The 17,569-nt window shown below is 68.4% G+C and carries 15 protein-coding genes and 1 riboswitch; of the genes, 12 read left to right on the forward strand and 3 right to left on the reverse strand.

Features of this window, described 5'->3' with window-relative positions:
- Positions 1–13 precede the first annotated feature (13 nt).
- The 8 genes from VGN58_RS05930 to VGN58_RS05965 all read left to right on the forward strand — a co-directional run bounded on the left by VGN58_RS05930 (position 14) and on the right by VGN58_RS05965 (position 7,599).
- The gene (locus tag VGN58_RS05930; RefSeq protein WP_327482384.1) at positions 14–610 is read left to right on the forward strand and encodes a GNAT family N-acetyltransferase; all 597 of its coding nucleotides are present in this window, start codon (positions 14–16) and stop codon (positions 608–610) included.
- Positions 611–612: 2 nt separating this feature from the next.
- Positions 613–1,380, forward strand: coding sequence for a septum site-determining protein MinC (gene minC, locus VGN58_RS05935; RefSeq protein ID WP_327482617.1), 768 nt, complete (start codon positions 613–615; stop codon positions 1,378–1,380).
- 44 nt (positions 1,381–1,424) lie between these two features.
- Complete coding sequence (gene minD / locus VGN58_RS05940) at positions 1,425–2,234, forward strand: septum site-determining protein MinD (protein WP_327482385.1); 810 nt, start codon at positions 1,425–1,427, stop codon at positions 2,232–2,234.
- A gap of 2 nt (positions 2,235–2,236) precedes the next feature.
- Positions 2,237–2,491, forward strand: coding sequence for a cell division topological specificity factor MinE (gene minE, locus VGN58_RS05945; RefSeq protein WP_327482386.1), 255 nt, complete (start codon positions 2,237–2,239; stop codon positions 2,489–2,491).
- Between the two features lie 87 nt (positions 2,492–2,578).
- A complete protein-coding gene (locus VGN58_RS05950) occupies positions 2,579–3,064 on the forward strand; it encodes a hypothetical protein (RefSeq protein WP_327482387.1) in 486 nt (161 codons plus the stop codon).
- 219 nt (positions 3,065–3,283) lie between these two features.
- On the forward strand, positions 3,284–5,269 hold the full coding sequence (locus tag VGN58_RS05955) for a M2 family metallopeptidase (RefSeq protein ID WP_327482388.1): 1,986 nt from the start codon (positions 3,284–3,286) through the stop codon (positions 5,267–5,269).
- Positions 5,270–5,332: 63 nt separating this feature from the next.
- Positions 5,333–6,934, forward strand: a complete 1,602-nt coding sequence (locus tag VGN58_RS05960; RefSeq protein WP_327482389.1) for a hypothetical protein — start codon at positions 5,333–5,335, stop codon at positions 6,932–6,934.
- Positions 6,935–7,059: 125 nt separating this feature from the next.
- Entirely contained in the window at positions 7,060–7,599 is a 540-nt protein-coding gene (locus tag VGN58_RS05965) for a metal-dependent hydrolase (protein ID WP_327482390.1), read from the forward strand.
- A gap of 122 nt (positions 7,600–7,721) precedes the next feature.
- On the opposite strand, the gene VGN58_RS05970 is transcribed toward VGN58_RS05965, so the two are convergent.
- Together VGN58_RS05970 and VGN58_RS05975 are read right to left on the reverse strand one after the other, a co-directional pair.
- Positions 7,722–8,132 carry a hypothetical protein gene (locus tag VGN58_RS05970; protein ID WP_327482391.1) on the reverse strand — a complete coding sequence of 137 codons (411 nt, stop codon included), beginning with the start codon at positions 8,130–8,132 and terminating at the stop codon, positions 7,722–7,724.
- 17 nt (positions 8,133–8,149) lie between these two features.
- The gene (locus VGN58_RS05975; RefSeq protein ID WP_327482392.1) at positions 8,150–9,403 is read right to left on the reverse strand and encodes a multidrug effflux MFS transporter; all 1,254 of its coding nucleotides are present in this window, start codon (positions 9,401–9,403) and stop codon (positions 8,150–8,152) included.
- Positions 9,404–9,603: 200 nt separating this feature from the next.
- A riboswitch (glycine riboswitch) is annotated at positions 9,604–9,725 on the forward strand.
- A gap of 40 nt (positions 9,726–9,765) precedes the next feature.
- Here VGN58_RS05975 and gcvP point away from each other — a divergent pair.
- The gene (gcvP, locus tag VGN58_RS05980; protein ID WP_327482393.1) at positions 9,766–12,669 is read left to right on the forward strand and encodes an aminomethyl-transferring glycine dehydrogenase; all 2,904 of its coding nucleotides are present in this window, start codon (positions 9,766–9,768) and stop codon (positions 12,667–12,669) included.
- A 211-nt stretch (positions 12,670–12,880) separates the two neighbouring features.
- Complete coding sequence (locus VGN58_RS05985) at positions 12,881–14,122, forward strand: cation:proton antiporter (RefSeq protein WP_327482394.1); 1,242 nt, start codon at positions 12,881–12,883, stop codon at positions 14,120–14,122.
- Between the two features lie 189 nt (positions 14,123–14,311).
- Here VGN58_RS05985 and VGN58_RS05990 read toward each other — a convergent pair whose 3' ends face one another.
- Positions 14,312–14,740: a VOC family protein gene (locus tag VGN58_RS05990; RefSeq protein ID WP_327482395.1), complete on the reverse strand. Its 429-nt coding sequence runs from the start codon at positions 14,738–14,740 to the stop codon at positions 14,312–14,314.
- A 201-nt stretch (positions 14,741–14,941) separates the two neighbouring features.
- Between VGN58_RS05990 and VGN58_RS05995 the strand changes: the two genes are divergently transcribed.
- Complete coding sequence (locus tag VGN58_RS05995) at positions 14,942–17,035, forward strand: catalase (RefSeq protein WP_327482396.1); 2,094 nt, start codon at positions 14,942–14,944, stop codon at positions 17,033–17,035.
- Between the two features lie 36 nt (positions 17,036–17,071).
- A complete protein-coding gene (locus VGN58_RS06000; protein ID WP_327482397.1) occupies positions 17,072–17,530 on the forward strand; it encodes a hemerythrin domain-containing protein in 459 nt (152 codons plus the stop codon).
- Positions 17,531–17,569 lie beyond the last annotated feature (39 nt).

The raw sequence follows: 17,569 nt of genomic DNA on the forward strand, positions 1-17,569 counted from the left end.
TCGGAGTCAGGTAATGTCGATTGTCATCCGCGACGTGCGCGAGCACGAGCTGGATTCGGTCCTAGCCCTCAACAACAATGCCGGACTGGCGATCCTGCCGCTGGATTCGGCCAAGGTCCGCCGCTTCTACGAGACCGCCGAATACTTCCGCGTCGCCGAGCGCGACGGCAACCTGGCCGGCTTCCTCGTCGGTTTCGGCTCCGGTGCGACGCACGACAGCAGCAACTTCGGCTGGTTCCGCGAGCGTTATCCGCAGTTCTTCTACATCGACCGCATCGTCGTGGCCAGCCGCCGTCGCGGCGGCGGCGTCGGCCGGGCGTTCTATGCCGACGTGCAGAGCTTCGCCGAACTGCGTTACCCGCAGCTGGCCTGCGAAGTCTTCCTCGACCACGGCGCCGATCCCGCCCTGCTCTTCCATGGCAGCTTCGGTTTCCGCGAAGTGGGCCAGAACGTCATGGCCGAGGCGGACGTGCGGGCGAGCATGCTGATGAAGGAACTCTGCAGCTATCCGTGGGTGCTCGACACCTATGGCGAGGCACTGCCGGACCTCCCGTGGACCCGCACCCGGCTGCTGGCGGACGCCAGCGCCCAGCGGCCGACCGGTACATGAGCGTGACGCGAGCGCCCCTGGATTACGAACAGGCCGGTGAACTGAAGATCGGCCAGGTCGGCATCGCCAACCTCCGCATCCGCACCCTGGACGTCGACCAGCTGATCCGCGAGATGCGCGAGCGTGTCGAGCGCGCGCCCAAGCTGTTCGGCCGTGCCGCCGTGATCGTCGATTTCGGCGGGTTGAGCCGGCTGCCCGACACCGATACCGCCCGCGCCCTGATCGATGGCCTGCGCGGCGCCGGCGTACTCCCGGTGGCACTGGCGTACGGCACCCGCGACACCGAGACGCTGTCCGAACAGCTCGGCCTGCCGCTGCTGGCCAAGTTCCGCGCCCAGTACGAACCGGTGGCGCACGCCGCGCCGGCGCCGGCACGCGCCGCCGCCGAACCGGCGCCTGCCCCCGCCGCCCCGGCACCCGCCGCCAAAGTGGCCGACGCAAAACCCGGCCTGGTCCAGAAGACCCCCGTGCGCTCCGGCCAGCAGCTGTATGCCGAGAACCGCGACCTGACCGTGCTCAGCACCGTCGGCGCCGGCGCCGAAGTCATCTCCGACGGATCCATCCACATCTACGGCGCATTGCGCGGCCGCGCCCTCGCCGGCGCGCGCGGCAATGCCGAGGCGCGTATTTTCTGCCGTGAATTCCATGCCGAACTGGTCGCCGTCGCCGGCCACTACAAGGTGATGGAGGAAGTACCCAAGGAGCTGCGCGGCAAGGCCGTGCAGATCTGGCTGGACCAGGACCAACTCAAGATCGTCGCGCAGGAATGACGCGCGGCGTTACCCGAATATAAGAACGACCAAGGAGAACACCGTTGGCTGAAATCATCGTAGTCACGTCCGGCAAGGGCGGCGTCGGCAAGACCACCACCAGCGCAAGCATCGCGTGCGGCCTGGCGCGCCGCGGCAAGAAGGTCGCGGTCATCGACTTCGACGTCGGCCTGCGCAACCTCGACCTCATCATGGGCTGCGAGCGCCGCGTGGTGTACGACTTCGTCAACGTCACCCAGGGCGAGGCCACGCTGAAGCAGGCGCTGATCAAGGACAAGCGCTTCGAGACGCTGTTCGTGCTGGCCGCCTCGCAGACGCGCGACAAGGACGCGCTGACCAAGGAAGGCGTGGAGAAGGTGCTGAAGGACCTCTCCGACGACGGCTTCGACTTCATCGTCTGCGACTCGCCGGCCGGCATCGAGAAGGGCGCGTTCCTCGCCATGTATTTCGCCGACCAGGCCATCGTGGTGGTCAACCCCGAAGTGTCCTCGGTGCGCGACTCCGACCGCATCCTCGGCCTGCTGGACTCCAAGACGCGCCGCGCCGAGAACGGCGAAACGCTGAAGGCCAACCTGCTGCTGACGCGCTACAACCCGGCGCGCGTGGAAGGCGGCGAAATGCTCAGCATCAAGGACGTGGAAGACGTGCTGGGCCTGAAGACCCTGGGCGTGATTCCCGAATCGGGCGACGTGCTCAACGCCTCCAACAAGGGCGAGCCGGTCATCCTCGACCTGGAGTCGCCGGCCGGCCAGGCCTACGACGACACCGTCGGCCGCCTGCTGGGCGAAGACCGTCCGATGCGCTTCACCACCCTGGAGAAGAAGGGTTTCTTCAGCAAGCTGTTCGGAGGTTGAGCATGGGCCTGTTCGATTTCCTCAAGGCGAAGAAGACCACCGCCGAGACCGCGAAGAACCGCCTGCAGATCATCATCGCGCAGGAGCGCAGCTCGCGTGGCGCCCCCGACTACCTGCCCCTGCTGCGCCGCGAACTGCTTGAAGTCATCAGGAAGTACGTCAACGTCGACGTCGACGCGGTGAAGGTCGACCTGATCAAGGACGGCGACCACGACGTGCTGGACATCTCGGTCGCCCTGCCGGAAGGCAATAACTGACGAGACCGGCGCCGTCGGGCGGAGCCTGCTCCGCCCGGCATCGTCCGGTTCGCAACGAAAGGCATCGTAGCCAGCCCCGCTCTAGCCATGACGCCCGACGACGCTGCCGACCACGCTGGAGTGCTCCGGGTGCGCGACCTGCCGCCCGGCGCGGCCGATGCGCTGCTCGCGTCCCATGGCCTGCTGCTCCATGTCGTCGACGACGGCGCACCGATCCCCGGCAGCTTCTGGGGCGAACCGGAAGCGGGCGTCATCGCCCACCACGTCTACGTGCGCGGCGACACGCCCGTGCACTCGATGCTGCACGAAGCCTGCCACCTGATCGTGCTGCCGGACGAGCGCCGCGCGCAGGTGCACACCGACGCCACCGATTCGGTGATCGAGGAAGACGCCACCTGCTGCCTGCAGATCATCCTCGCCGATGCACTGCCCGGTGTCGGGCGCGCCCGCCTGATGACCGACATGGACGCATGGGGATACACGTTCCGGCTTGGGTCGACGCAGGCGTGGTTCGAGCAGGATGCCGAGGATGCGCGGACCTTCCTCCGGGAGCGCGGGCTGCCCTACCGCTGAGAAGGCGCGCCCTTGTAGGAGCGACGTGAGTCGCGACCGCAAGACGTCGGCGTGGTTATCGCCTTCGTAGTCAGATGCTCCGGCTTGCACGTCGCCGGAAGGTGGACGGTCGCGACTCACGTCGCTCCTACAGGGGACCAGGGATCCCGCACTTGCACCCCCTCCCCCGCTCTCACTACCCTTCGGGTTCCTGCGCCCGCGCACCCTGAAGGACGTCCCGTGAAGCCTCGCCACCTCCTGCTCGCCCTCGCCGTCGGCGCGGGCATCGCCACGCTCGCCGCCTGCAAGAAGGACGAACCGGCCGCGGAGACGTCCGCCGCGCCCACCGCACCGAAGGGCGAGACCGCCGACCAGTTCATCGCGCGCGTCAACGACGAGCTGAAGAAGATGTATCCGGAGCTGACGGCCGCCCAGTGGCTGTCCAGCACCTACATCAACGACGACAGCCAGCTGCTGGCCGCCAAGGGCAACGAGCGCTATCTGACCCAGCTCAATGCATGGATCGAGCAGGCCAAGAAGTTCGAGGGCCAGCAGATGTCGCCGGAAACCGCGCGCGCCATCCAGTTGCTGAAACTGGCGACCGCCATGCCGGCTCCGAAGGATCCGGCCAAGCTGGCCGAACTGACCCAGATCGCCACGCGCATGGAAGGCACCTACGGCGCCGGCACCTACTGCACCGGCGAAGGCGATGCGAAGAAGTGCCGCCAGCTGGGCGAACTCGAGGACGTGCTGCGCAGCAGCCGCGACTACGACGCGCAGCTCGATGCCTGGCAGGGCTGGCACACCATCGCCCAGCCGATGCGCCAGGACTACACGCGCTTCGTCGAACTGGTGAACGAAGGCTCCAAGGAAATGGGCTTCGCCGACGCCGGCGAGATGTGGCGCAGCGGCTACGACATGACGCCGGCCGAGATCGCCGCCGAGACCGACCGCCTGTGGGGCCAGGTCAAGCCGCTGTACGAGCAACTGCACTGCTACACCCGCACCAAGCTGCAGGCCATCTACGGCGTGGAGAAGGGCCAGGTCAACGGCCTGCTGCCCGCGCACCTGATGGGCAACATGTGGCAGCAGGACTGGGGCAACCTGTGGGACATGCTGGAGCCTTACCAGGGCGCCGGCGACCTCAACATCACTGCGGCGCTGGAGAAGCAGTACCAGGCCGACTACCAGGCCGCCCTCGCCAAGGCCGGTCCGGGGCCGGGCACGGACGCGCTGTTCAAGGCGGAGCGCGACGCGCAGCTGCAGGTCGCCCGCCAGATGACCGAGCGTGCGCAGGACTTCTACACCAGCCTGGGCATGCCCAAGCTGCCGGAGAGCTACTGGTCCAAGACGCAGTTCATCAAGCCGATGGACCGCGACGTGGTGTGCCACGCCAGCGCGTGGGACATGAACATGAGCGGCGACGTGCGCACCAAGATGTGCATCAAGCCCAACGAAGAAGACTTCACCACCATCTACCACGAGCTGGGCCACGTGTATTACTACCTGGCCTACAACAAGCTGCCGCCGCTGTTCCAGACCGGCGCGCATGACGGCTTCCACGAGGCGATCGGCGACACCATGGTGCTGGCGATGACGCCGGACTACCTGAAGTCGATCGGCATGATCGATGCCACCACGCAGAGCAACGAGGCGCTGATCAACAACCAGATGCGCATGGCACTGGCCAAAGTGTCGTTCATGCCGTTCGGCCTGATGATCGACCGCTGGCGCTGGGGCGTGTTCGACGGCAGCATCAAGCCGGCCGACTACAACAAGGCCTGGTGGGAACTGAAGGCCAAGTACCAGGGCGTGGCGCCGGCCACCGCGCGCGGCGAGGATTTCTTCGATCCGGGCGCGAAGTACCACGTGCCGGGCAACACGCCGTACACGCGCTACTTCCTGTCGCACGTGCTGCAGTTCCAGTTCTACAAGGGCCTGTGCGATGCGGCCGGCTACCAGGGTCCGCTGTACAACTGCAGCTTCTACGGCAACAAGGCGGCGGGCCAGAAGTTCTGGGCGATGCTTGAGAAGGGCGCCAGCCAGCCGTGGCAGGCCACGCTGAAGGAACTCACCGGCGGCGAGAAGATGGACGCGGGCCCGGTGCTGGAATATTTCGCCCCGCTGCAGGACTGGCTTAAGCAGCAGAACGAGGGCCAGACCTGCGGATGGCAGGTCCCGGCCACCGCCGCTGCACCCACGCCGGCAGCGCCGGCCAAATCGTAAGTCGCGAGGGCGGGCCGGCGACGGCCCGCTCCTTCCCCACCGACCCCACAAGGATGTCCGCGCATGTCCCGCTCCACGACGCTCACCCTGTTCGCCAGCCTGCTGTTGGCGGCTCCGCTCCTGACCCATGCGGCGGTGACCGAGGTCGCTGGCGAGCCCAGCCGTACGCCGGCGCAGAGGGCTCCGGCGTGGAAGCTGGCGCAGTTCCCGGCCCGTTCGACCACGCCGCTGCGTTATCGCGAAATGGCGATCGAACGCCTGGTGGACGTGCAGAACCGCAACGCCTCGCCGCAGATCAAGGCCACCCAGATCGGCATCGGCCGGCAGTTGGCCGGTGAGGGCATCGGTGGCACGACGCCCGCGCTGCGTTGGATACCGCTGAAGTCCGGCGGTGCGGTCGCCCGCCTGCTCGTCCATTCACCCGATGCGCTGGGCTTGCGCGTAGGCCTGCAGGTCACGGGCCTGCACCCGCACGTCGAACTGCGTTTCGGCGGTTCCGATACGCCGTCGCGCGTGGTCGCCGCCATAAGCGCCGCCCAGGCGCAGCAGTCGGCGGACGCCCAGGGCATCTACTGGAGTCCTGCCACCGACGGCATCACCCAGATCATCGAGGTCTACCGTCCCGCTCATGTCACCGCGGCGCAAGCCCGGTTGCAGGCACCACAGCTATCGCACCTGCTGGCCAACAGTGAGAACAACTTCAAGATCGTCGAGAAGATCGGTGAATCGGCGTCCTGCAACATCGACGCGGTGTGCCGGGTCGACAGTCTGGGCCCCGCTTACGTGCAGGCGAAAAACGCCGTGGCGCACATGGTGTTCAATGCCTACACCACGTCGGGTGGCATCCACGGCACCTACATCTGCACGGGCACCCTGCTCAACGACACCACGCCGGGCACCCAGGTGCCGTGGTTCTACACCGCTGACCACTGCTTCGCCGGCGGCGCCAACGGCGTCCCGGTGCAGGACCGCGCCAAGGTCGCACTCAGCCTCAACACCTACTGGGGTTACGAGAATTCGACCTGCGGCGCCAACAATGGCGTGCGGGCCAACCCGCTGACCGGTGGTGCCGATGTGATGTTCCATGATGCCAATGTCGATGCGCTGTTGCTGCGCCTGCGCAATCCGCCCCCGGCCTCGGCCACCTTCGCCGGCTGGGACGCCAGCCCGCTGGCCGCGAACGCGAGCGTGATCGCCCTGCACCATCCCTCCGGCGATGCCAAGAAGTATTCGCGCGGCCAGCACGTCACCGACGTCTACCCCGAGAACTACACCGTCGGCTGGCAGGAAGGCACCACCGAGGGCGGCAGCAGCGGCTCCGGCCTCTTCACGCTGTACCGCGACGGCAGTTACCGCCTGCGCGGCGGCCTGTTCGGAGGCAGTGCCAGCTGCGTCAACTCCGGCAGCCTCTCCACCGCCACCAACCGCGACCACTACTCGCGCCTCGACCTGATCTTCCCGCAGATCAAGCAGTGGATCGCCGCCGACCCGGTCCGCGAGAACGGAGCACAGCCGCTGGTGCGTTCCGCCGGTGCGGTCGCGCAGGGCCAGGGTGCGAGGACATTGCCTGCCGCGTCGGCACCGGGACCCGCGACCGTGACCCCGCCGACCGCACGCGAGCGTCTCCCCCTCGTGCAGAGGCGGACCGGCACGCTCGAGCGCTGAGGGCTGCCACGCGAGCCTACGGAAAAGGCCGGCGCATGCCGGCCTTTTTCCTTTGCACGCATCGGCTTCATCGTGGCCACACGCAGCGCCCCGAGAGTGCTCGCCACCTCCCGCACGCCACCTCCATGCCGACCATCCTGACCCACGCACTGATACCCCTGGCTGCCGGCCTCGCGCTCGGGCGAGAACGCCTTTCGCCTCGCCTGGTCGTCGCCGGCGTGATCGCGGCGATGCTGCCGGACGCCGACGTCGTGGCGTTCAAGCTGGGCATCGAATACGCGCATGCGCTCGGCCATCGCGGCGCCAGCCATTCGCTTGCTTTCGCCCTCCTCTGCGGCGCCTTGGCGGCAGGCGGTGCGCGCTGGCTCAGGGCGCCGGCTATCACGGCATTCCTGTTCATCGCCCTGTCCACGGCCTCGCATCCATTGCTCGACATGCTGACCGACGGCGGCCTGGGCGTCGCCTTGTACTGGCCATGGTCGGACGCACGCCACTTCGCGCCCTGGCGGGTGATCGAGGTATCGCCGTTCGCGAACCGTTTCTTCAGCGCGCGCGGCGCGGAGGTGCTGCTGTCGGAACTGCGTTGGGTATGGATGCCGGTGGGCATGATGGCGGGCGTGGCCGCGTGGCGGCGCCGCAGGGCGATGGGTGTGGGAGCGACGTGAGTCGCGAAGTCTGCCGCGATACGTCGGCGCCTCTCAGACGAAAGGCGAGCGTCAGGGTTCTGGCGAGCTCAAGCTGAGCGATCGCGACTTACGTCGCTCCCACACCGGAACCAGAGGGACGCTCAATTGACGTCCGGCGCCGGCTCAGGCTTGTTCGCCTTCATCTGCTCGGCCAGCTGTTCCTCGAACTGCTGCAGCGTCAGGCCTTGCGCCGCGGCTTCGATCACCGCGGTGTCGCGCAGCTCGTCCGAATAGACCAGGCGTACCGCATTGCCCTGCGCCTCGTGCAGGGTGGCGGCCTGCTTGATCATCGCCAGCACTTCGGCCGCGCTGTCCGACGTGCCGGCGATGCGGCCGTCCAGGCCCAGTACCCACACGCCGGCCTGACGCACCACCCCCGCCAGCAGCTCACCCTCGGGATTGCGCAGCTCGGCATGCGGCTCGATGGCCGGTGCGTTGGCGCGTGCCTGGTTGTGCGCCTTGGTCGCCTTGCGCTTCTTCGCCTCGCGGCGGGCCTTGGACTGGATCGACATGGGGGTTCTCGCAGGACTCAGAGTTGATCGGTGGGTTCGAGGGCGGCGGCATTGCGCGGACAGGCCAGGCGCCGCCGGTGCGCATGGGCTTCCCACTGCCACATCAGCCAGCCCAGCAGCACGAAGCCCGCCATGCCGAGTGCCAGATGCAGGCCATGATGGCTCAACAGCGGCGACAGCAGACCGGCGATGACCGCATTGACGATCAGGTTGCTGAACGCTTGCAGCGACGACGCCGCACCCCGCTGGCGCGGGTACATGTCGAGAATGGCCAGCGTCAGGATCGGGAACACCAGTGCCACCCCCAACGCCGCCAGCATCATCGGCAGCACCGCCCACGGCACCCGGATGGCATCGCCGGCCCACGCGTTGTAGCCGACGTTGGCGACCATCGCCACCGCCATGCACGCGTAGCCGATCCTCACCAGCCGCGCGCCCTCGATGCGACCGGCCGCGCGTCCCGACAGGAACGCGCCCAGCACCATGCCGCCGATGGTGGGCAGGAACAGCCACGCGAACTGCTGTTCGTCCAGGTGCAGCAGGTCCATCACGAACGCCGGCGCCGACGCGATGTACAGGAACAGGCCGCCGAAACTCAGCGAGCCCGCCGCCGCCAGCCGCAGGAAGCGCGGATTGCGCGCGATGCCCACGTAGTCGCGCAGCAGGATGCGCGGGGACACCTTCAGGCGCGCCTCCGGCGGATGCGTTTCCGGCAGCCAGCCGATCACGGCCACGATCAGCAGCAGCGAGAAGCCGGCCAGGAACCAGAAGATCATCGGCCACGCGCTCCAGCCCAGGATCCAGCCGCCCACGATCGGCGCGATGGCCGGGGCGATGCCGAAGATCATCGACACCTGGCTCATCAGTCGCTGCGCGTCGTCGCCATCGCGGGCATCGCGGATCACCGCGCGCCCGACGATGAAGCCCACGCCGGCCGACAGCCCCTGCACGGCCCGGAACACCAGCAGCGTGCCCATGTCGGTGGCCAGCGCGCAGCCCACCGACGCCAGCAGGAACACGCACAGCCCGCCCAGGATCACCCGCCGGCGGCCGAACGTGTCCGACAGCGGTCCGTGCACCAGGCTCATCAGCGCGTAGGTCAGCAGGTAGACGCTGATCGTCTGCTGCATCGCCACCTTGTCCGCGCCCAGCTGCGCACCGATGGCCGGGAACGCCGGGAAGATGGTGTCGATCGAGAACGGGCCGAACATCGCCAACCCGCCCAGCAGCAGGGCCAGGCGGCGGTTCGAGATGGCGTGGGGGGCACTCATTGCGGGGAAACTCCGGACGGTCGCGGCACGGGCTTCATGAACAGGCCGCGGCGGGCTGCCCATGGTACGCGCAAACCGCCGGCCGGCCGTTCCGGCGGGCTATAATCCGCCGGCAAGACCCGGTGGGAGAAGCGCGTCGCCCGCGACGCGCTGCCGAAGGCGCAAACGCCCGTAATCGCTCAGGCCCGATACCACCACGGCAACGACACTCTGGAGAGACCGGCCGCCCTCGCGGCAGCGCCGGCGCCGAAGGGGCACGAAGCACGCGACCTCCTCGTCGGCGCGCTTCCAAACTCTCAGGCAAAAGGACAGAGGGGCACCCCACGTGCGGCTTCCGCACGCTGGCCCTATCGCCCTTCCGGATGCCTCCCATGTCGAACACCCCCTCCCTGCGCGAGCTCGAGCACCACGGCGCGTTCCTCGAACGCCACATCGGCCCCAACGACGCCGAGATCGCGCACATGCTGCGCGTGGTCGGCCACGACTCGCTCGACGCGATGACCGACGCCATCGTGCCGGGCAGCATCAAGTCCGCGCAGCCGCTGGCCCTGCCCGCCCCGATCAACGAGGAAGAGGCACTGGCCAAGATCCGCGCCGTCGCCGACCGCAACCAGGTGTTCCGCAGCTTCATCGGCCAGGGCTACTACGGCACCCATACGCCGAAGGTCATCCTGCGCAACATCCTGGAGAACCCGGCCTGGTACACCGCCTACACGCCGTACCAGGCGGAGATCTCGCAGGGCCGCATGGAAGCACTGATCAACTTCCAGACCATGGTCACCGACCTGACCGGCATGGAGATCGCCAGCGCCTCGCTGCTGGACGAAGCCACCGCCGCCGCCGAGGCGATGACGCTGGCCAAGCGCTCGGCCAAGTCGAAGTCCACCACCTTCCTGGTCGCCGGCGACACCCACCCGCAGACCATGGAAGTGCTGGCCACCCGCGCCGAGCCGCTGGGCCTCACCGTCGAGGTGGTGCGCTCCACCGAGGCCTTCCACGAGAAGCTCGCCGCCGGCGACTACTTCGGCGTGCTGGTGCAGTACCCCGCCTCCAGCGGCTGGATCGCCGACTGGGCGAAGGACGCCGAGGCCATCCACGCGAACAACGCGCTGTTCGTCGTCGCCACCGACCTGCTCGCGCTGACCCTGCTGAAGCCGCCGGGCGAGATGGGCGCCGACATCGTCATCGGCAACTCGCAGCGCTTCGGCGTGCCGTTCGGTTTCGGCGGCCCGCACGCGGCCTTCATGGCCTGCCGCGACGCCTACAAGCGCAGCATGCCGGGCCGCCTGATCGGCGTGTCGGTCGATGCCGAAGGCAAGCCGGCCTACCGCCTGACGCTGCAGACGCGCGAACAGCACATCCGCCGCGAGAAGGCCACGTCGAACATCTGCACCGCGCAGGTGCTGCTGGCGGTGATGGCCAGCATGTACGCCGTCTACCACGGCCCGGAAGGCCTGTCGCGCATCGCCGGCCGCGTCGCCCGCCTCACCGCCATCCTCGCCGAGGGCCTGCGCACGCTGGGCTATCCCGCCGTGCACGCCAGCGCGTTCGACACGCTGTGCATCGAACCGGGCGATGCCCGCGACGCGATCCTGGCGCGTGCCAAGGCCGCCCGCCTGAATCTGCGCATGCGCGGCAACGGTTCGCTGTGCATCTCGCTGGACGAGACCACCACCCGCGCCGACATCGACGCGCTGTGGGGCGTGTTCGCCGGTGAAGGCGCCACGCTGCCGTCGGTCGACGCGCTGGATGCCAGCGCGCCGTCGTTGATCCCGGCCGACCTGCGCCGCACCAGCGACTTCCTGACCCATCCGGTGTTCAACACGCACCACAGCGAACACGAACTGCTGCGCTACATGCGTGCGCTGTCGGACAAGGACCTGGCGCTGGACCGCACCATGATCCCGCTGGGCAGCTGCACCATGAAGCTCAACGCCACCGCCGAGATGATCCCGGTGACGTGGCCGGAGTTCGGCAACATCCATCCGCTGGCGCCGGCCGAGCAGGCCGCCGGCTACACGCAGCTGATCGACGAGCTGGAAGCGATGCTGGTCGAATGCACGGGCTACGATGCGGTCAGTCTGCAGCCGAATTCCGGCGCACAGGGTGAGTACGCCGGCCTGCTCGCCATCCGCGCCTACCACCGCGCGCGCGGCGAAGCGCATCGCGACATCTGCCTGATCCCGGAGTCCGCGCACGGCACCAATCCGGCCAGCGCACAGATGTGCGGCATGACCGTGGTGGTCACCAAGTGCGATGCCAACGGCAACGTCGATGTCGAAGACATCCGCCGCGCCGCCGAGAAGTACAGCGAGCGCCTGGCCGCGATCATGATCACCTACCCGTCCACGCACGGCGTGTTCGAGGAAGACGTGGTCGCCATCTGCGACATCGTCCACCAGCACGGCGGTCAGGTGTACACCGACGGCGCCAACATGAACGCCCTGGTCGGCGTGGCCAAGCCCGGCAAGTGGGGCTCGGACGTGTCGCACCTCAACCTGCACAAGACCTTCTGCATTCCGCACGGCGGCGGCGGTCCCGGCGTGGGCCCGTGCGCGGTGAAGGCGCATCTGGCGCCGTACCTGCCGAAGACGCTGGGCGGCGAAGGCGACGTCGGCATGGTCAGCGCGGCCAGCTTCGGCAGCGCCAGCATCCTGCCGATCAGCTGGATGTACATTACGCTGATGGGCGCCGCCGGCCTGCGCAAGGCCACGCAGGTGGCGCTGCTCAACGCCAACTACATCGCCAAGCGGCTGGAACCGCACTACGAGACGCTCTACACCGGCCGCAACGGGCTGGTGGCGCACGAATGCATCCTCGACCTGCGCCCGATCAAGGACCGCACCGGCATCAGCGCCGAGGACGTGGCCAAGCGCCTGATCGACTTCGGCTTCCACGCACCGACGCTGAGCTTCCCGGTCGCCGGCACGCTGATGGTCGAGCCGACCGAAAGCGAATCGCAGCACGAACTGGACCGCTTCATCGACGCGATGATCGAGATCCGCGAGGAGATCCGCGCGGTCGAGGACGGCCGCCTGGACCGCGAGGACAACCCGCTGAAGAACGCGCCGCACACCGCCACCATGGTGATGGCCAGCGAGTGGACCCACGCCTACCCCCGCGAACTGGCCGCGTTCCCGCTGGCCACGCTCAAACAGCAGAAGTACTGGCCGCCGGTCGCGCGCGTGGACAACGTCTACGGCGACAAGAACGTCATGTGCGCCTGCATTCCGGTGGATGCGTACAAGGACGAAGTGGAGGCCTGAGCCGCCTCGGTCGGATCGTGGAAGGCCCCGCATCGCGGGGCCTTCTGCTTTCCGGCCCGGGAGTTTCTCCCTGTGGGAGCGACGTCAGTCGCGAACAGACTCTGGCGTCCCGATGAAAGGCATCGCGACTGACGTCGCTCCCACAGGATGGAGGCTTGCCTCCACGCAGGCATCGGTCAGCGGTTTCCCCGAAGCGTTTACCATCGCAGCCATGCCCGCGCTGACCGCCCTCGCCCTCGACGCCCTGATCTTCATCGGTCTCGCCTGGGCCGTCTGGCGGGCCCTCGGCCGCTCGATCCCGATCGCCGTCATCCCCATCGTCATCGGCCTGCTGCTGGCGGCCACCGGGGTGCTGCCCGCCAGCTGGGGCGTGCCATCGAAGCCCGGCGACCAGATCGGCTTCGTCGGTGTGCTGCTGCTCGCCTTCACCGCGGGGCTGGAAACACGCCAGTCCGCGCATCTTCCCGGCGCACCCGACGCCGCACCGCTGCCGCACCGGCAGGCGCTTCGTTTCGTGGCCAGCGCCGGCATGGCGCTGCTGCTGCCGTTCGCGGTGGGCACCTTCGCGGCGCACGCCTGGCTCGCCGACCTGCCCGGCTGGGCCGCACCGCGCGGCGGTGCCTGGATGGGCGCATTCGCGATCGGCCTGTGTATCGCGGTGAGCGCGCTGCCTGTGCTGATCGGCATCGTGCGCGAACTCGGCCCGCTGCACCGACCGCTGACGCAGCTCGCCCTACGCATCGCCGTGATCGACGACGCCGTGCTGTGGGCCGGGCTGGCGCTGTTGCTGCTGGTGGCCGAAGGAGGATCGCTGCTGGCCGGCGCCTCCCCTCTGCACCTGCTCGCGGCAGGGGTGGCGGTCCTGCTGGCGGCCGCCGGCACGCTGGCCACGCGCATGCGCGCGCCACCTGCGTGGCTGGTGTGGCTGTCGCTCCCGCTGTTCCTCCTCGCCGGCGCGTGGGCCAGCACGCAGCTCGGCCTGCATGCGCTGCTCGGCGCGTATTTCGGCGGGGCGATGGTGCCGCCGGCGTGGACCAGACGCCTGCCGGTCGAACGGCTCGGCCAGGTCGCGCTGATCGGCCTGGCTCCGCTGTTCTTCGGCCACAGCGGGCTGAAGATCGACGGCAGCGTGCTGGGCTGGGCCTCGCTGCAGGCGTCGCTGGTGCTGCTGGTGCTGGCGGTCGGCGCCAAGCTGGTTGCGGTGCTGCTGTGTCCGCCTGCCTCCACGCTGTCGCGGCGCGATGCGCTGGCGGTGGGTGCGCTGCTGCAATGCAAGGGGCTGATGGAAATCGTCGCCGCCACCATCCTGCGCGACCACGGCCTGTTGTCCGAACACGCCTTCGCCGCGCTGGTCACGCTGGCCGTGCTGTCGACGCTGCTCACCGGCCCGTTCTTCCGTGCGCTCGTGCGCCGCCGCCCGCAGGCCGACACCGACGGTCACCAGACCGCGTAGCGTGCGCCATGCGCACGTTGCCTTCGATTACGTCCGGATAGGGTCGCGATGTCTACGACGGGCAAGGTCTGTAGAGCGGACAGAACCCAGGCCATCGGCGTAGCAGCGTTGCCTTTACCGTCAGCGCTCGCCCCTCATCCGCCTTCGGCACCTTCTCCCCGCCTCGCGGGGAGAAGGGATGTAGCAACGTCAGAACTCCACCTTCACCGACGCCGCACTGCGCTTCGCTTCGCCGTGGTAGACCGCTTCGATGTTGTTGCCATCCGGGTCCAGCACGAACGCGCCGTAGTAGCCCGGATGGTAATCGCGCAGCCCCGGCGCACCGTTGTCCTTGCCGCCCTGCGCCAGCGCGACGGCGTGGAAGCGGTCCACCATCGCGCGGTCCTGCGCCTGGAAGGCGAGGTGATGGCGACCGGTCAGTACGCCCTCCGCCGCCTCGCTGTCGGCGGTCGAGACGAACAGTTCGTCCGCCCAGAAATAATCGTCGCCCTCGCCGCCCATCGGCACGCCGAGCACCTCGAATATGGCGCTGTAGAACGCCTTGCTGGCGGGCAGGTCGCGCACGACCAGCTGGATGTGGTCGATCAGGCGGCCACGGTGCAGTTCGTTGGTTTCCATCAGGCAATCCTCCGGTTGACGAAACGCCAGTGAGCCACGGCATGCGGACAGCGAGTGTCCCCGACCTTCCGTCGGGATGGCGTCAATGCACACGCACCGGCAGCGCGCCGTGACGCGCCCTGCACACCCGTGCGCCGATGATCGGACGATACCGGCCTTCGCGCACCGCGATGGCCCGTCCATCCGTCCAGGAGACCCCCGATGGCTGCGCGCAAATCCCCCGCGAAATCCTCCCCGCGCCCCACCGCCGACCATGCCACGCGTGGCGCCGGTGGCGAACTGCACTTCAGCGCAGGCGGCAAGCACCCGCCGCTGACCACCAACCAGGGCATTCCGGTCAGCGACAACCAGAACTCGCTGCGCGCGCACGACCGCGGTCCGACGCTGCTGGAAGACTTCATCCTGCGCGAGAAGATCACCCACTTCGACCACGAGCGCATCCCCGAGCGCATCGTGCATGCCCGCGGCACCGGTGCGCACGGCTATTTCGAGCTGACGAAATCGCTGAAGAAATACACCACCGCGCGCATCCTCGCCGAGACCGGCGTGCGCACGCCCGTGTTCTGTCGCTTCTCCACGGTGGCCGGCGGCGCCGGCTCGGTGGACACACCGCGCGACGTGCGCGGCTTCGCGGTGAAGTTCTACACGCAGGAAGGCAACTGGGACCTGGTGGGCAACAACATCCCGGTGTTCTTCATCCAGGACGCCATCAAGTTCCCCGACCTGGTGCACTCGGTGAAGATGGAGCCGGACCGGGCGTTCCCGCAGGCGGCCAGCGCGCACGACACGTTCTGGGATTTCATCTCGCTCACGCCCGAATCCATGCACATGATCATGTGGGCGATGAGCGACCGCACCCTGCCGCGCTCGCTGCGCATGATGGAAGGCTTCGGCGTGCACACCTTCCGCCTGCTGGATGCCAAGGGCAACAGCACCTTCGTCAAGTTCCACTGGCGACCGAAGCTCGGCCTCCAGTCGACCGTCTGGGACGAGGCGCTGAAGCTGCAGGCGGCCGACAACGACTTCCATCGCCGCGACCTGTTCGAGGCCATCCAGAAAGGCGACTTCCCCGAGTGGGAACTGGCCGTGCAGCTGTTCACCGAGGAGCAGGCCGACGCCTTCCCGTTCGATCATCTCGATCCGACCAAGCTGATCCCCGAGGAACTGGTGCCGCTGACCGTGATCGGCCGCATGGTGCTGGACCGCTGGCCGGACAACTTCTTCGCCGAGACCGAACAGGTCGCCTACTGCCCGGCCAACATCGTGCCCGGCATCGACTTCAGCAACGACCCGCTGCTGCAGGGCCGGCTGTTCTCCTACCTGGATACGCAGCTGTCGCGGCTGGGCGGACCCAACTTCCACCAGATCCCGGTCAACGCACCGAAGTGCCCGTTCGCCAACCTGCAGCGCGACGGCCACATGCAGATGCAGGTGCCGAAGGGCCGCGTGAACTACGAACCCAGCAGCCTGCAGCCGGATACGCCGCGGGAAACGCCGACCGGCTTCCGCAGCCACGCCAGCCGCGCCGACGGCCGCAAGGGACGCGTGCGCCCGGAGAGCTTCGCCGACCACTACAGCCAGGCACGGCTGTTCTTCCGCAGCCAGACCGCGCCGGAGCAGGCGCACATGGCCGCGGCGCTGGTGTTCGAGCTGTCGAAGGTGGAAACCCCGCACGTGCGCGAGGCCATCGTCGGCCACCTGCGGCATATCGATGCGGACCTGGCCAGGCGCGTCGCCGATGGTCTGGGGCTGGAGGCGCTGCCGCCCGCACCGCCCACCCCCGTCAAGCCGAAGGACATGCCGCCCTCGCCCGCGCTGCAGATCATCGGCAAGATGAAGCCGACGCTGCAGGGCCGCTGCGTGGGCATCCTGGTCGATGACGGTTCGGACGCCGCCGCGATCGCCGCAGTGCGCAAGGCGGTCGAAGCCGATGGCGCGCAGGTCAAGATCGTCGCGCCCAAGATCGGCGGCGCGACGCTCGGCAACGGCAAGCGCCTGCCGGCGGACGGACAACTGGCCGGCACGCCGTCCACGGTGTTCGATGCCGTCGCGCTGGTGCTGTCGCCGGCCGCCGGCAAGGCGCTCGCCGCGGAAGCCGCCGCCGTGGACTGGGTGCGCGATGCCTTCGGCCACCTGAAGGCGATCGCGCACGACGACGGCGCCGCCGCCGTCATCCAGGCCGCCGGCATCGGCAAGGACGCGGGCGTGGTGAAGGCGTCCGATACGGCGGCCTTCGTCAAGGCCGCGCGTACGCGCCAGTTCGCGCGCGAACCGAAGGTCCGCACCCTGCCCTGACCCTTTCCGTCCAGCCCGTCGCCAGGAAACCGCTGCATGCCCGAGTCCATCTACGACGCCCTGCACGAGAGCCATGAACTCCAGCGCTCGCTGTGCCGCCGCCTGCTGCGCTCGAAGGCCGGCACCCGCGAGCGGCTGGACCTGTTCACGGCACTGAGGATCGAACTGGCCGCGCATGCGGCGGCGGAGGAGCGCTTCCTCTATGCGCCCATCCTGATGGACGACCGCGGACTGGATGCATCGCGGCATGCGCTGCACGAACACCACCAGATGGACGAACTGGTCGAGGACCTGCAGTCGCTCGACCCCCGTTATGCGGCCTGGCTGAAGAAGGCGCGCGAACTGTCCGAGAAGGTGCACCACCACCTGCGCGAGGAGGAAAAGAAGTTCTTCCAGGTCTCGGGCAAGATCCTCAGCGCCACGAAGAAGGTGCAGCTGGCGCGTCAGTACCGCCGCGACTACGCCCGCATGCGCAAGGAACTGGCCGCCGGATAACGACGGCGCGACGAAGGCTCCTCCGCGCGGTAGGCTGCC

It is taken from the genome of Pseudoxanthomonas sp. (genome assembly GCF_035999195.1).
Lineage (GTDB): Bacteria > Pseudomonadota > Gammaproteobacteria > Xanthomonadales > Xanthomonadaceae > Pseudoxanthomonas_A.

Excerpts from the sequence above, each read along its gene's own strand:
- VGN58_RS05930 (WP_327482384.1), top strand. The coding sequence starts at position 14 with ATGTCGATTGTCATCCGCGACGTGCGCGAGCACGAGCTGGATTCGGTC.
- minE (WP_327482386.1), top strand. The coding sequence starts at position 2,237 with ATGGGCCTGTTCGATTTCCTCAAGGCGAAGAAGACCACCGCCGAGACC.
- VGN58_RS05950 (WP_327482387.1), top strand. The coding sequence starts at position 2,579 with ATGACGCCCGACGACGCTGCCGACCACGCTGGAGTGCTCCGGGTGCGC.
- VGN58_RS05960 (WP_327482389.1), top strand. The coding sequence starts at position 5,333 with ATGTCCCGCTCCACGACGCTCACCCTGTTCGCCAGCCTGCTGTTGGCG.
- VGN58_RS05965 (WP_327482390.1), top strand. The coding sequence starts at position 7,060 with ATGCCGACCATCCTGACCCACGCACTGATACCCCTGGCTGCCGGCCTC.
- VGN58_RS05970 (WP_327482391.1), bottom strand. The coding sequence starts at position 8,132 with ATGTCGATCCAGTCCAAGGCCCGCCGCGAGGCGAAGAAGCGCAAGGCG.
- VGN58_RS05975 (WP_327482392.1), bottom strand. The coding sequence starts at position 9,403 with ATGAGTGCCCCCCACGCCATCTCGAACCGCCGCCTGGCCCTGCTGCTG.
- gcvP (WP_327482393.1), top strand. The coding sequence starts at position 9,766 with ATGCCTCCCATGTCGAACACCCCCTCCCTGCGCGAGCTCGAGCACCAC.
- VGN58_RS05985 (WP_327482394.1), top strand. The coding sequence starts at position 12,881 with ATGCCCGCGCTGACCGCCCTCGCCCTCGACGCCCTGATCTTCATCGGT.
- VGN58_RS05990 (WP_327482395.1), bottom strand. The coding sequence starts at position 14,740 with ATGGAAACCAACGAACTGCACCGTGGCCGCCTGATCGACCACATCCAG.
- VGN58_RS05995 (WP_327482396.1), top strand. The coding sequence starts at position 14,942 with ATGGCTGCGCGCAAATCCCCCGCGAAATCCTCCCCGCGCCCCACCGCC.
- VGN58_RS06000 (WP_327482397.1), top strand. The coding sequence starts at position 17,072 with ATGCCCGAGTCCATCTACGACGCCCTGCACGAGAGCCATGAACTCCAG.